At 55.9% G+C, this 14,531-nt stretch carries 13 protein-coding genes and 1 pseudogene; 8 read left to right on the top strand and 6 right to left on the bottom strand.

Translation table 11 applies throughout. The features are described from left to right. Positions 1 to 384: 384 nt before the first annotated feature. From ACSQ3J_RS30760 to ACSQ3J_RS30770, 3 genes are all read right to left on the bottom strand, one after another. Entirely contained in the window at positions 385 to 792 is a 408-nt protein-coding gene (locus ACSQ3J_RS30760; RefSeq protein ID WP_436041085.1) for a response regulator, read from the bottom strand. A 235-nt stretch (positions 793 to 1,027) separates the two neighbouring features. Then, a complete protein-coding gene (locus ACSQ3J_RS30765; RefSeq protein WP_436041086.1) occupies positions 1,028 to 1,183 on the bottom strand; it encodes a DUF6894 family protein in 156 nt (51 codons plus the stop codon). 328 nt (positions 1,184 to 1,511) lie between these two features. After that, entirely contained in the window at positions 1,512 to 1,901 is a 390-nt protein-coding gene (locus ACSQ3J_RS30770; protein ID WP_060501474.1) for a response regulator, read from the bottom strand. 198 nt (positions 1,902 to 2,099) lie between these two features. Here ACSQ3J_RS30770 and ACSQ3J_RS30775 point away from each other — a divergent pair, with 198 nt between their 5' ends. The 6 genes from ACSQ3J_RS30775 to ACSQ3J_RS30800 all read left to right on the top strand — a co-directional run bounded on the left by ACSQ3J_RS30775 (position 2,100) and on the right by ACSQ3J_RS30800 (position 10,290). Continuing rightward, positions 2,100 to 2,456 (top strand): hypothetical protein, encoded by a 357-nt coding sequence (locus ACSQ3J_RS30775; RefSeq protein ID WP_060501472.1) that lies wholly within the window; start codon positions 2,100 to 2,102, stop codon positions 2,454 to 2,456. Between the two features lie 98 nt (positions 2,457 to 2,554). Continuing rightward, positions 2,555 to 3,184 carry a hypothetical protein gene (locus ACSQ3J_RS30780; RefSeq protein WP_060501792.1) on the top strand — a complete coding sequence of 210 codons (630 nt, stop codon included), beginning with the start codon at positions 2,555 to 2,557 and terminating at the stop codon, positions 3,182 to 3,184. 730 nt (positions 3,185 to 3,914) lie between these two features. Then, positions 3,915 to 7,349 carry a response regulator gene (locus ACSQ3J_RS30785; RefSeq protein ID WP_436041087.1) on the top strand — a complete coding sequence of 1,145 codons (3,435 nt, stop codon included), beginning with the start codon at positions 3,915 to 3,917 and terminating at the stop codon, positions 7,347 to 7,349. Next, complete coding sequence (locus tag ACSQ3J_RS30790; RefSeq protein ID WP_436041088.1) at positions 7,346 to 8,179, top strand: CheR family methyltransferase; 834 nt, start codon at positions 7,346 to 7,348, stop codon at positions 8,177 to 8,179. The genes ACSQ3J_RS30785 and ACSQ3J_RS30790 overlap by 4 nt, the downstream gene beginning before the upstream one ends. Further along, positions 8,176 to 8,745 (top strand): chemotaxis protein CheB, encoded by a 570-nt coding sequence (locus tag ACSQ3J_RS30795; RefSeq protein ID WP_060501466.1) that lies wholly within the window; start codon positions 8,176 to 8,178, stop codon positions 8,743 to 8,745. The genes ACSQ3J_RS30790 and ACSQ3J_RS30795 overlap by 4 nt, the downstream gene beginning before the upstream one ends. Next, on the top strand, positions 8,746 to 10,290 hold the full coding sequence (locus ACSQ3J_RS30800; RefSeq protein WP_060501464.1) for a response regulator: 1,545 nt from the start codon (positions 8,746 to 8,748) through the stop codon (positions 10,288 to 10,290). 278 nt (positions 10,291 to 10,568) lie between these two features. Here ACSQ3J_RS30800 and ACSQ3J_RS30805 read toward each other — a convergent pair whose 3' ends face one another. The 3 genes and pseudogenes from ACSQ3J_RS30805 to ACSQ3J_RS30815 form a co-directional block, all read right to left on the bottom strand. Next, positions 10,569 to 10,892 (bottom strand): hypothetical protein, encoded by a 324-nt coding sequence (locus tag ACSQ3J_RS30805; protein ID WP_082511923.1) that lies wholly within the window; start codon positions 10,890 to 10,892, stop codon positions 10,569 to 10,571. Between the two features lie 342 nt (positions 10,893 to 11,234). Then, positions 11,235 to 12,283 (bottom strand): annotated as a pseudogene (locus ACSQ3J_RS30810) (class I SAM-dependent methyltransferase). Positions 12,284 to 12,449: 166 nt separating this feature from the next. Beyond that, positions 12,450 to 13,508, bottom strand: a complete 1,059-nt coding sequence (locus ACSQ3J_RS30815) for an alpha/beta fold hydrolase (RefSeq protein WP_436041089.1) — start codon at positions 13,506 to 13,508, stop codon at positions 12,450 to 12,452. 210 nt (positions 13,509 to 13,718) lie between these two features. Between ACSQ3J_RS30815 and ACSQ3J_RS30820 the strand changes: the two genes are divergently transcribed. Both ACSQ3J_RS30820 and ACSQ3J_RS30825 read left to right on the top strand, forming a co-directional pair. Next, positions 13,719 to 13,934, top strand: a complete 216-nt coding sequence (locus ACSQ3J_RS30820) for a hypothetical protein (protein ID WP_436041090.1) — start codon at positions 13,719 to 13,721, stop codon at positions 13,932 to 13,934. Between the two features lie 407 nt (positions 13,935 to 14,341). Next, a partial coding sequence (locus ACSQ3J_RS30825) for a hypothetical protein (protein ID WP_436041091.1) occupies positions 14,342 to 14,531 on the top strand: 190 nt, incomplete at its 3' end.

Consider the following 14,531-nt stretch of genomic DNA (forward strand, 5'->3'; position numbering starts at 1 on the left):
CTTCTTTTGGAACAAGGGATTCAATTCATGCACGCGCATGAAACTGCCCCCTCGGAGAAGCAGCCGGTCCATTAAGCCAAGTAGAGGCCCCAACTGTCGCCCGCGGTCCCGGCGATCAGCTCGGGCCACCGCAGGCGGCAGCTGGTAGTTTGCGCAAAAAGTGGTCCCAGGGCTTAGTACATAGTCGCGATAGCTGATGAGCCCACTAGCTTGAGGCTTGCTTAGATGTGGCATCACGCCTCAACCGTGCTTCCCGAAGCTCTTCGGTCTTCCGCTTGTCCGCAGCCACTCGCGCGACCTCGCTGGTCGTTGCGAAAGATTTGGAGAGTTCAAAATCTCCGCGGGGAGACGAGCCACGTGGACGACGTTCATGTTTCTCGACGTTCATGCCCGTTGCGCCAATTCATCCTGGAACTCTAGGTGCGACATCACATCTGCCAGTGTCGCCAAAAGGCGCGACGGCTCAAATGGTTTTGGCAACCAGGTGGCATGGGCAAAGACGCTAGCAGCATATTCTGGAGCAGAACCTGAACAGACGATAAAGGGGATGTTCTGATTGGCCAGCAAGCGTGCAACCTGCTCGCTGGGACCATCTTTCAGGCCGATGTCTAAAATAGCCGCGGCGGGAATGTTGTGTTCAAGCCACCGCAGGGCTTCGGCATTTGATGTATGGATTTCACAAGAGAACCCGGCCTCTTCCAACGTTAGCTCGACATCCAACGCGAACAGGGGTTCGTCCTCAACGATGAGGACCAGGTTAGGTCTAAGCATAGAGATATTGTGCAGGGTCATGACGGCTCCGCTCCCTAGTTGGGCAAGAGCAGTCAACTCCCAAGCGGTCACTGCCGAGAAAATGCTTCGTGAGACCGATGAGTGAAGGGTACGCTGATTGACGGGCACGTCAATAAACTAATTTAAATTCAAACGTTCTAATATGCCTTGCGAGCAATATCCGGCAAAATTCAAGACCCCGCATCGACTGTCACGTGCGCAAGGATCGTGCCCGTTTCGTCCGATATGTCGATCGTTAGAGTGTCGGGTTTCTTTCCCCGCACGAGCGTGTCATCTCGAACAGGCTCGCCTCTGCGTCAAGTCTCGCTGCCTCCAACGTACCAAAGGTTATCCCCTCTGCGTCGCGCTCAAGGTGACCGTTTGTCCACATGTGAAAAAAGAAGCGCGGCATAATGCTGGGTCCCGATTTACGCTTTAGACAATCTCTGATGCGGCAAGCAATTCCGCAGTCCGATAAAAGGCCGGGTCACCAACATCTTGCTGTCACCCGGAAATCCTGTACCAACTGCGATCCCATTGTTACCGTCCTGATACGGGAACGAGCCGTGGCGGATTGCTGTCACTTCACTGAGGTGAATTGCATCACGTGTAAAACGTCATCAATCATGGGCAGTAGGCAGAATTTCGATCCCTACATCGACATGTCTGGTCAGCATATCCGGCGAGACGGTGAAGACGCGCCATACGTTGTGGGTGTCCATTCAATTCCAGTCCGAGGCTCAGCTCCCCAGTGCTTCCGGCATAGAGTTGTTAATTGTCGAAATCCTGCTCGCGAGTTCCATCAGGATCGTTTCGAAACTGTATGGCTTTGCCAAAAAGCCGACATGTTCTTTCTCGATCTCGGCAGCCGTATGGCCACCGGAGGTAACGATCACAGCGACCCCTGCACTGTAGCTGGTGACCAACCTCATTAGATCAAAGCCGTTAAGCGCGCCTGGCATGTCCACATCAGTAATCAGCGCGTCGATGCGATGTCGGCCGAGTACCGCGACAGCCTCCAAGACATTCGCTGCTTCCAACACCGCGTAACCTTCGTCTGCAAGGCAGTCTGCCAGTGACATCCTGATCAATGGCTCATCGTCTACGACTAGGACCGTATGCGGGCACATGCTTGCCTCCGAGGTTCGTTAAGTTATCAACGCGCTCCCCACGAATTCGATCGGGCACGATCAAGACTCTTTGCCAACAAACTTAATAAAATGCCTACGATTGACACCTTCCGCTCGATCCTTCTGTAAGAGGTCCGTGATACCATGCCATGATGGCAAAAGCGCCGCCGCACAAACGTCGAGGTAGATCGAGAACCCATGTCCCGCAAAAACAGAGAATCCGCGTCCTCGTGGGACGTGGAACCGGAGGAATTAGCGGTTTGCCCGTTGTGCAAGCGCGTGATCCCGGATGATCAGAGGGAAGAGTACTTTCTCATTCCCAAGACCAAGGGCGGAAAGAAAACCGTTTCCCTGCATCGTGTTTGCCGCGATCAAATACACGCGAGTTTCACAGATTCTCAGCTTGCGAAGAAATTCTCCACGATCGCCTCTCTCCTCGAGGACCCCGCCATCCAGAAATTTGTGGCATGGATAAAAGGTAAGCATCCAGGCTTTTCCGACTCCGCAAAAGAATCGCTGAAAGCGTCGGGTCCCGGGCGAGGCCGCAAACATTAACAGTGCTGACCTCAATACTCACCGAGAGCTTCTTCGGCTTCCCGAAAGCACGGCGGCCTGTCGTTGACTTCGACTGGATCCGCTCCCATTTGATCCGTATGCCGAAACACGAAGTTAGCGACATTGCACTCCTGAAGACGTGGACCTTGACCTCCGCTGCGACACTAGGTTCGGCAGTGCGCGCCCAAGGCATCCTTCTGGAACTGCGGGCGCAACTTCCTCTTTCGTCCAGGAAGTCGTTGGTTCTCGAAAGTGGGGAAATCGTGCTGGCAATGCCGTCGGCCGTGAAGACTGAATTCCCCTCCGCAGTGGCCGTCGTCTCCGAAGCCCTCACAAACATCGAACGCTTGCCAGTCGTCCCTCGCGAGATACAGGACATTCTCACGATCAAACAAAGCGAGAGGCGCCGTTGGCTCGCCGACGGTCGCCTACCCAGTGCCGGCACGCGAACGGTCCGCCTACGGGGGCGCGCCCGGCAAATTACCTTTCATGTCTTCGATCCGCGCGTCGTTGAAGACTTGCTTGACAGGGGGGTCGTTGACGAATGGCGGGAAGAGGACGCCGCCGCTGCGGCAGAAAATAGACGTCGGGCGGCGTATAAGGCGAAATTGACGAGGTCTCTAACACAGCACGCGAAAGCTCAATCATCGTCTGCGACCAAACACGATGACACGACATCCGAGCTGGAAGCCTGGAATGAGTTCGGCCGTGACGGCCTTCTCCGCTAGTTTGCAAGACCAGACGACAAGCTATTGTCCTTTGTTGAGGATTCTAGCAGTTTAAAGGCGCTAGCTGTGCTGGGGCGCTATCAATCCACTCCGGACGCGTGATGATGGCGTCTTTGCGCCGACTGCAGACGACCCTCGGGCAATATCAGTGCAGTTGCACGGATTCGAACTCTCGGCCCCTACATGAGGTCGATTGACTTGATATTTCAACTCCGGCGCTATACTGTTTTTCAAAAACAGTATAACCATCGAGCCGAAAACCGGCAGTATGGAATGCCTAGCGCTGCCGCCCCACCGCCATGATCTCCGGCACGATCGAGGGGATGGGCACCAAGACGACTGTCACGAACCTCTAGAACGCCAATATGTTCCCACTTTGCGCATTCAATTATTTTGTTTTGGCGACGGAACAACATTCGTGGCCAAGCGTTTACGGGCTCGATGTGGGGCAGATATGTAGAATGAACGGCGCGTCTTGATGCTGCAGGTGAACCTGAATACCGGGGCGGGGAACCGTCTTCCGGTTAAATCGTATGTAGTCGCAGGCGAACCCGGGCCCATATGCAAAGGGAGTTCCTGCAGGATTCCCCGCTGTCTCAGGCCGCCTTTCCGCCCACTTGGTGTTACCTAAAGGCATGCCTGCCCTCAAATGCTCCCGCGATCATTTTATTCCTGAGAACAGCGGGTCAGCGCCTGCGATCAATTCGCCTCCTCTCATGCCGAGACCTTCATGACCACTACAGATATCGCATCGCCTTCCCGCCGCAGCCTGGGGCTGGATCCGGCTGTTGCTATCAGTCTTGCGGGGGCGGTGCTGTTTTTCATCGCTAGTGGGGCTGTGTCTTTCTACAATGTTGAGACCTTGCGTTCAAACAACGAGCGCGTCGTTCACTCCCATGAAGTCATCGTCGGCCTTGGCGAGTTGCTTTCCAACATTCAGGATGCAGAAACCGGACAACGTGGATTTCTGCTGACAAACAGTGAGCGATATCTCGAACCGTATAACGCCGCAGTCAGCGCTATTCCGGCCCGCATTGAATCTATAGCAGGGTTAATCGGCGACAATGCTTCGCAAGAGCAGCGGCTCGCGATCCTGAAGTCGCATGTCGATGCAAAAATAAGGGAACTTCGCGAGACGATAGACTTGAGGCGCGCGCAGGGATCCGACGCTGCGCTTGCCATGGTCAATTCGGACCGTGGCAAGGCTGAAATGGACGCCGTTCGCTCGCAACTGACGACGATGCGGCAAGAAGAAACCCGTCTCCGGACAGAGCGTCTGACGGAGATGGCCAATGCCTATTCGACCGCGTTTGTCAGCAGCATTTTGGCGGGGCTTCTCGGTATCCTGCTGACCGCGGCAATGGCAATTCTGATGCGCCAGGCCACGCTCTCTAGGCGAAGGGAAGACTGGTTGCAAAAGGGGCAGGTCGGAGTGAGCTCGGCCGTGGCGGGAGATCGCCTCACCGAAGAACTTGGCGACAAAATTCTCCAGTTTCTTGCAGACTATTCGGGTGCTGTCGCAGGGGCGATTTTCGTCAAGGACGAGGATACCTTTCAGCGCGCCGCCACCTACGGGATTCCAGCAAATGCAAACGTCCCGCTGCGCTTTCAACCCAAGGAAGGCCTTCTGGGGCAGGCAGTTGCTGGTGCAAAGCCAATACTCGTCACAGACGTGCCTGAAGGTTATCTGGCGTTTGGTTCGTCCCTTGGAAGCGACAAACCAAGGCATCTGGTAATTTCCCCTGGAGGCGTGGATGGAGCTGTCAATTCCGTCATCGAACTTGGCTTCCTGCGTCCGGTCGACGAAAACATCCTGGCACTTCTTGAGCAGGCATCTGTATCAATCGCGACGGCGGTGCGTTCGGCAAAGTATCGCAGCGACCTCCAGAATTTCCTGCGTGAAACCCAGCGGCAGGCGGAAGAACTTCAGGTCCAAGGCGAAGAGCTGCGCGTTTCAAACGAGGAACTCGAAGAACAAGGACGCGCGCTGAAAGAATCCCAAGCCCGCCTTGAACAGCAGCAGGTCGAACTTGAGCAGACGAATTCGCAGCTGGAAGAACAGACGCAGCAGTTGGAGGGTCAACGGGATGATCTTGAACGGGTTAACGCATCGGTCCAACTCAAGGCGCGTGAGCTCGAACTGGCAAGCCGGTACAAGTCGGATTTCCTTGCCAACATGTCGCACGAGTTGCGTACGCCGCTTAATTCGTCGCTCATCCTCGCCAAGCTCTTGGCCGACAACCCGGAAGACAATCTTACAGCCGAGCAGGTCAAGTATGCCCAGACAATTCAATCGTCCGGGAACGATCTTCTCAATCTGATCAACGACATCCTCGATCTGTCCAAGATCGAGGCCGGTCATGTCGATATCAGGCCCGAGCCGGTTGCCGTCGAGAGACTGGCCAGCGGACTTCGGCAGCTCTTCGAGCCCGTGGCAAAATCCAAGGGACTTGTCTTTGATATCGATATCGCCCCCCAGGTCCCCGCAATTATTGAGACCGACCCTCAACGCCTGGAACAGGTTCTCAAGAACCTGTTGTCCAACGCCTTCAAGTTTACCGAGAAGGGCAAGGTCGCGCTGACCCTTCGCAGTGCCGGTGATGGTCAGCTTGCCTTGGCGGTCTCCGATACCGGAATCGGAATCCCGCAGGAGCAGCAGCGCAGCATTTTTGACGCCTTTCACCAGGCCGATGGCACGATCAGCCGCCGGTTCGGTGGTACCGGGCTTGGCCTGTCCATATCGAGAGAACTCGTGCGCTTGCTCGGTGGCGTAATTCATCTCACCAGCCGTGATGCGGAAGGAAGCATCTTCACGGTTGTCATTCCTGAGGCCTACGATCCTTCGAGAATTGCTTCCCGCGAGACTCCGTCAGATCGGATGGTTGCGCCGTCGCAGCCGTCAATTGTGGACGAACGCCCGGCACGCGCGGAACGCCACCGGATCGTTGAGGACGACCGGGCAACGCCCAACGATGGCAAACGCACCTTGCTTGTGATCGAGGACGACGACACTTTTGCGGCGATCCTGCGCGACCTCGCCCGCGAGATGGGCTTCCGTGCTTTGGTGGCGGGTAACGCTCATGATGCCCTGGAGCTTGCAAAACAATTCATGCCAAATGCAGTCGTTCTCGATGTCGGGTTGCCGGATCAATCCGGTCTGTCAGTGCTCGACAGATTGAAGCGCGACGTACGGACACGTCATATTCCCATCCATATCGTTTCAGCCAACGACTATTCCGAAACCGCACTTTCGTTGGGGGCGGTCGGATACGTCATGAAGCCTGTTAAACGAGAGCAGCTTGTCGAGGTCCTGCAAAAGCTCGAGGCGAAATTCTCGCAGGGCGTCCATCGCGTGCTGATCGTTGAGGACAACGAGATCCAGCGCGATGCCGTCGCCAAACTGCTGACATCCCACGATGTCGAAACGGTTAGCGCCGGCACGGCGGCCGAGTGCCTGACGCTTCTCAAGGAACAGACTTTCGACTGCATGGTGCTCGATCTTTCCCTCCCCGACGCATCCGGTTATTCTCTGCTTGAAACGATCAGCCAGGATAGCAGCCATTCGTTCCCGCCGGTCATCGTCTATACGGGCAGGGTACTGTCCGCGGACGAAGAGCAACGGCTGCGCCGCTATTCCAAATCTATCATCATTAAGGGCGCCAAGTCGCCAGAACGCCTATTAGACGAAGTATCTCTATTCCTGCACAAAGTGGTTTCCGATTTGCCCGACGAGCAGCAGAAGATGATCCGCAGGGCGCGCAATAGGGATTCGTTGCTTGAAGGCCGACGGATTCTGATCGTCGAAGACGACGTCCGAAACGTTTATGCGTTGACGAACATTCTCGAACCGCGGGGCGCGGTTATCGAAATTGCCCGCAATGGTCAGGAAGCTCTCGACAAGCTTGAACACACCCAGAGCCAACCATCAAGCGGGATCGATCTTGTCCTGATGGATGTGATGATGCCGGTCATGGACGGTTTGACTGCTACCCGGGCGATCCGCAGGAACCCGGACTGGAAAAAGTTGCCAATCATCACCTTGACGGCCAAAGCGATGCCGGACGACCAACAGCGCTGTGTCGATGCTGGTGCCAATGACTATATGGCAAAGCCTCTGGACGTGGAAAAGCTGCTGTCACTCGTACGTGTCTGGATGCCGCGGTGATCGAACCATCCGAAAAGATCGAAGAGATTGAAATCCGGCTTCTGCTGGAAGCGCTCTATGTCCGGTACCATTACGATTTTCGCAATTATGCGATGGCCTCGGTGAAGCGGCGCCTCAGGCAGGCGCGCGAGCAGATGGGTTTTTCCACTATCTCGGCCTTGCAGGAGCGTGTCCTTCATGACGAGGCCATGCTGCCGCGCCTTTTGGGATACTTGACGGTTCAGGTAAGCGAGATGTTTCGCGACCCCGGATACTTTCGCGCCATACGAGAAAAGGTAGTGCCCCATCTAAAGACCTATCCGTCCCTGAAGATCTGGATCGCTGGCTGCAGTGGGGGCGAGGAACTTTACTCGCTCGCTATCCTTTTTCGAGAGGAAGGGTTGGAAGATCGGACGATCTTTTATGCCACCGACATCAATCAGGACGCACTGCGGATTGCGGAGGCTGGAGTCTACGATCTCGACCGTATTCAGCATTTCACGGAAAATCATCGCATGTCCGGAGGCAAGTCCTCTTTGTCCGATTACTACACCGCCGATTATGGCAGAGTTTCGTTTGACAAGAGGTTGCGGGAACGAGTTGTATTTTCCGACCACAGCCTTGTTACCGACGCAGTCTTTGGCGAGATGCATCTGATTTCGTGCCGCAACGTCATGATCTATTTCGACCGGCCCCTGCAAGACAGGGCTGTTGGTTTGTTCAGGGACTCTTTGACCCGCAAAGGATTTCTCGGTATCGGCGCCAAAGAGAGCCTTCGCTTCTGCAGCCACGCAGACTCTTTCAAAGAGTTCGTGCGTGAGGAAAAGATCTACCAGAGTACGGCCAAATGAATAGGTCGGCGCCCGAGGCAATCGTAATTGGTGCATCCGCGGGAGCATTGGAGGCACTTTCCGTCATTCTGCCTTCGCTCCCAAAGGATTTCGCCCTGCCGATCATCATCGTCGTTCATATCCCGCCCGACAAACGCAGCGTCCTGTCCGAATTATTTCGGGCAAAATGCCATGTCCATGTCCTGGAGGCAGAAGACAAGGAGCCGCTTGAGGCATCCACCGCATATTTTGCGCCGCCGGATTACCATTTGTTGGTTGAAACCAACAATACGCTCGGACTATCCAGCGAGGACCCGGTGCTGTTTTCTCGGCCATCGATCGACGTCCTGTTCGAAAGTGCGGCCGATGTCTATGGCCCCCGGCTTACGGCGATCCTTCTCACCGGTGCCAATCAGGACGGGGCGAAGGGAATGTTAGCCGTTGCCAGAGCGGGCGGAGAACTGATCATACAAGACCCCGGCACTGCCTTTGCAGCTGCGATGCCTGAAGCAGCCCTGGCATTGTGCCCCGATGCGATGGTTATGTCGCTAGGTGGCATATCCGAATATTTGAGGAGGATTGCCTGAATGGGCAACGTTACGTTTCTTTTGGTCGACGACCTTGACGAGAATCTTATTTCCCTTGAGGCGCTCCTGCGCCGGGAAGGCTTGACCCTACTCAAAGCGCGCTCGGGCGATCAAGCACTGGAGCTGCTTCTCGAGCATGACGTGGCTCTGGCGCTGATCGACGTTCAGATGCCTGGATTGAATGGTTTTGAGCTTGCTGAGCTGATGCGGGGCAACGAGCGAACGCGGCGCGTGCCGATCATCTTCGTAACAGCAGGTAGCACCGAAAGCAGATGGCGCTTCCAAGGGTATGAAGCTGGCGCGGTGGATTTTATACAAAAGCCGATCGAACCGGATGTTTTGCGCAGCAAGGCGGATGTCTTTTTCGAGCTGTATTGTCAACGGCAACAAATCGCTTCACAACGTGATGAACTTCAGCTTCACACCAAAGCGTTGAAGGAGGCCGATCGCCGGAAAGATGAGTTCCTTGCCACGCTCGCCCACGAACTACGCAATCCACTGGCGCCCTTGCGTAATGGTCTGGACATCCTAAAGCACAATCCGAATAGGGAGAACGCGGCTGAAATCCGCAACATGATGGACCGCCAACTGGTCCATCTCGTCAGGCTAATCGACGACCTCCTCGATGTCTCACGCGTTAGCCAGGGAAAAATTGAACTCAGGAATGACATCGTTGGCATCAACGACATCATCCGTTCGGCGACCGAGGCCAGCCTGCCGTTGATAGACGGGGCGCGGCATACACTGACGATTGAGGGCACTGAAGCCAAATTATGGGTTGCCGGCGATCAAATTAGACTATCTCAGATTGTGTCCAACCTTCTCAACAATGCAGCGAAATACACGCCGGCAGGCGGACAAATCGGTCTGACCGTTCGAACGGAAGGGATGGATGTTGTCCTTGATGTCACCGATAACGGTGTCGGGATGCCCACTGACATGCAGACGAATGTGTTTCAGCTGTTCACCCAGATCGATGACCACCTACAGCGCGCGCAGGGTGGGCTTGGCATCGGGCTTGCTCTCGTCAAGCGGCTTGTCGAAATGCATGCCGGCTCTGTCGATGCGTACAGCGCCGGTCCGGGATTGGGCAGCCGCTTTTCAATCAGGCTTCCGTTAAGCTCTCCATCGCCAACTGCGCAATTAGCAGAGGAATCGCTACCCGAAACCCCGGTTTTCCGGCCGTTGAAGGTCCTTGTCGTCGACGACAATCCACTCATTGCCGATGCACTTGGGATGATGCTTGAAGACATCGGCCACGAATTCGAATCTGTTCACGACGGCCGCAAGGCTTTGGACGCTGCAAAATATTACCAGCCCGACGTCATACTCCTTGATATCGGGCTCCCGGGTATGAACGGGTATGAGGTCTGCCGGGCATTTCGCTTGGAGGCGATGTTTCAAGATACACCGATCATCGCACAGACAGGTTGGGGGCAAGACCGCGACCGGGAATTGGCGACGGAGGCCGGATTTAATTTCCATCTCACAAAGCCCATCCCATTAGATCTGTTGCAGAAGGTGTTCGCAACGCTATCGGGTTGAAAGAGGGGGTGACATTGGTGGGGCCGATGGCTGAAACTCCGGAAAGATGAGCGTCCTCCGTGAGTGAAACTGACATCACCCAACTGTCTATAGCCGAGTTCGTGCCGATGGTGATATTGCAGTGGCTGCGGCCCCGGTCACACAACTGCGTTACATCTAACCTGAAGGGGCAAAACAGTTGCGCTTTGGAGCGGGTCCTCTCATAGGACAAGACGAGCGCCAACCGAGACGTTGCCCCCAGGTCAACGAAGACTTCGTTCTAGAGTGTGTGAAAATTCCTACAATGAATGCTCCGGCACAATGAACAACCCATCGTAGTTGTCGATGTTTTGGCAATTCAAGACAGGGCAGCTGCGATCGTCGCGTGTGGGAATATTCTTCCATTCGGCATACTGATTTGTGTCACAGTAACGGCTGTTGCGAACGAAACGATCATAGAGCGGCAGACCTCGGGGTGAAGTCCAGCGGAAGATGACAGCACCACGTTGATGGACCGTCGCTCGAGCTTGTTCGCAACTCATCGAAAGCGGGTTCAAGCGCGTTATGGCAAGCGATGGGGTCGCAGCGAGGGAGAGTAGCAGGGTGATGACGATTTTTTTCATGTTTCAATCCCTTGGTAATTCTCGCAGCTAAATAACTTCCACTTCAATAGTTGGTTCCATACCATCATGTTTGCTTACCGCGGATGCGTCATGGGCAGGCATAAACGCATAGCATCCAGAAGCACCCGCCCGAACCTAACGCGTGCGAAAAAGCAAAGCACACGGCCCACAATTTAGCATGTTACCCAATACATGTTCTATTAGCGGTGGCACCATTGTCACCGCGGCATCCGGTAGGCCCTCGCGTCTGCAGTAATCGCGCTACCGAATTTGACGTTCACTTGTGCCCTCCGATCACACTGCCTTAGACAGTGATGTTCATTCGGGCTCACCGGTATCCTATCAAGTCGCCTCTAGGATCATGTTGAGTGGTGTTTCCGCCGCCCGCCGGACGTGGGTGAAACCACCCGCGCGAATTACCTCGGTCAGCCGCCTTTCGCCGGCCTGAGCGCCTAGGGCGAGGCCCGTCTCCTGCGCAAGCGAAGTGGGGACACAGATCATCGTAGAAGCCGAGTAATAGAGCCGTCCGACCGGATTGATGTTGTCTTCCAGATTATCGCCGGCCATCGGCTCGACCACCATCCACGTGCCGCTTTTCTTCAACGCGCTGCGAATATGGGTTGCCGCGGCCTCCGGATCGCCCATATCATGCAGACAATCGAAACACGTGATTAGATCAAGATCCTGCGCGCCAAAATCCTGGGCGCGGCCTATTTCGAAGCGCAGGTTCGTCAATCCATGCGACAAGGCATGTGCGGTCGCCGCGGCAATAGACCCCGGGTGAAAGTCATAGCCGGTGAACCGTGAGGCTGGGAAAGCCTGTGCCATCAGAATAGTGGAGAGGCCGTGCCCGCAACCCACGTCCGCGACATCAGCCCCCGCCTTCAGTTTTTCGACGACGCCGTTCAGCGCTGGAAGCCAAGTCTGCACGAGAGCATTACATAGCCCGGCCGGAACAATCGCGCCACGGCGCAAAACATGCAGCCCGCCTGCTCGCCCCAGGCTACGCCGCGCCCGGTTTTGAAGGCCGATTGCACTTTCAGCTGGTTTTCAACCATAGCGGCCGCTGTGTCAAATGCGCCGATCAGGTTGACTGGGCTGTCGGGCTCCGCAAATATACATGCCTGCTCGGGCGTGAGCGAGAACCTTCCGTCCTCAAAACGCACGTAACCTGAAGCTGCCTGCGCCGCGAGCCATTCACGCACATAGCGCGGCGAGCAAGCCGCCGCTGCGGCAAGATCATCGGCTTTTGCCGGTCCAACGTCCTTGAGGGTTTTATATAGATCGAGAGCATCTCCGATCCGCACCAGCGGCACACTGACCGCGCCGCCAAGATCACCAAGCACGCGGCCCACAAGTTCATTCAGCGCTCCTTCGTTCAGTTCAGTTATCTCCAATCCTCCTGATGTCGACGGCGTTCTGTCGCCCCCGGCCAAAGGATGAACTCCGTTCCAGCAGACGGCATGAGGCGAGGGTCCCAGGACAGAAAGTAAATCAAACGCCCCGGAGGACAAATGTCCCGCTCTTCTGGACGGTGGCTAGACTCCTCAACAGTTCTCATCCGGACAAAGCAACGACGATAGCTTGCGAACGGCTGCGCACGCCAAGCTTGCCAAAGATAACAGACAGCTGGTTGCGGACAGTTTTCACGCTTTTGCCGGCCCGGGCGGCGATCGCGAGATTGTCCAGCCCTTCTGCGACCAGGTCGAGGAGTGCCGTCTCCGCGGGTGTCAAACCCGCTTCGCGTACCGCCCGCGGCAGCATGGACCGGTCCTGCCCCAGGAAAGCTGACAGTTCGGCTAGAAAGATCGGCCAGGCGGGTTCATCGGGAAGAAGCACATGGTTCTTGCTCTCCAATGGTACGAAGCGCGCTCTCGGAATCGCAGCCGCGAGCTTGCGGCCCTGATCAAAAGGAACCCGCATGTCTCCACGGCAGTGCGCGATCAACGTTGAAACGTGCAGTGACGTAGCCAATTCCAGAACATCGATCCCCTGCATGTTCCAAAGCAGTTGCGCAGCGACGTCACCCGTTGCCGTCAAGCGTTCCAGATCGCCCCACCAGCGATGTTGCTCGGGTGTGCCATCCGGGATGAACAGATTGGTGAAGAACTGGGCGAATGCTGGATTGTCGCGTCCCCAGCCCACGCGGATGAAATTGACGAGCGTTTCAGCTTCAAGGCGCTCAACGTCCGTCTGCGCTCTCACCCGAGCACCTTGCCCGTAGGCATTCAGAAGAACGAGATGCGACACGCGCTCGGGATGCCTCGCGGCAAAAGCGATGGCGAGCGCGCCGCCCTGGGACAGGCCGAGAAGAACAAAGCGAGGCTCTTCGATCGATTGAGCCACGGCATCAAGGTCTGCATGCCAGGCATCGACCGAAAGATCGGCAATATGACGATCCGAGAGGCCGCAGCCGCGAGGGTCGTAGCGCACGAACCGGTTGCCGGCTGAAAGCGCGTGGAGCCAAGGCCGCCAGACCGGGCTTTGGACATCGTAGTCGACATGACTGAGCCAGTGGGCGGCGCGCAAGATCACCTGCCCCTTCCCACAAGAGGCAACCGCGATGCGCGTGCCATCCGCCGACGTGCAGAAACCTAGGGTTTGCCCGAGTTTCATTAGCTTAGACTATCGCAACAGATAAGCACGAGACAGATTTATTTTCGGCCTGAGGCTGATGAAGAGCAAAACCATGAGACGTTGAGGAAGGTTGAAGCGGTGGCGAGACCTGGGAGCTGTTGGCTGATCGCTGGATGTGCTATCTAGAGACACGGCTCATTCATTATGCGTAAGACGCCTGCCGGCAATTATCCAATAAAGGCTACGTCAATGCACACGTTCACAGTCAGCACCGCGCGACAGATTCTCGCCGAAACTGCCGAGGAGGCAGCCCTTCTTTTCTATCAAGAATTGACCAAAGGTCCCGCCCCCCTGTCGTATTCGGTGGCGGACGAAGTCGAGCTAACGAACAGAATAACATTGGATCAGGAAAAAGCCGATAAATTCGCGGCTATGGACCACACCGCCGATCCAGGCAACTGGTAAGTCCGGTGCCACTCACTTCTGGGCGAAGGAATGCAGCGTTCCCGTGCGCTACGTGCGGCAAGCCGCGCAAGAATGGACGCATTGGCGCATAGGATTTCAGTCGGCGGAATTTCAAGGCTTCTATCTCGAAACGAATTTTCCTTCGTAGCGTGCGCGGAAATTTCAAGGTTCTGACTCCTGTGCGAAGCACACGAAGATCAATTCTGGATCGGACTAGCTATTGGCATGCCCGAGAATACTCAGCGTCACAACGACTGGGCCAGGGTAATTTGCGCCACGCTGGATAGCCGCCGCCGCGATCTCATTAAGTGTCCGTTTCGCTGCTCGTCGCATAAACAGACAGTCCAAAACTGGGCCGTCTCCCAGATAGCGGTAATGTCAGCTCGAATAATCCAACAGTCAAAACAATGGAGAAAATCTCCATTGCGTTAGGTTGCAACATCTCAGAGCTATTTGTCGGCCTCCCGGAGCGTTTCGCCGTCCTGCTGGAGAATACGTTGCCGTGCCGATTTGTGGATCATGGACCGTCGTCAAGTGCGGCGCCCGCTTGGAGATTGGCCGAAGCTTTCCTTGTAACGCCGGGCGAAATGGGAACGG

Source organism: Rhizobium sp. LjRoot98, assembly GCF_964252935.1.
Lineage (GTDB): Bacteria > Pseudomonadota > Alphaproteobacteria > Rhizobiales > Rhizobiaceae > Pararhizobium.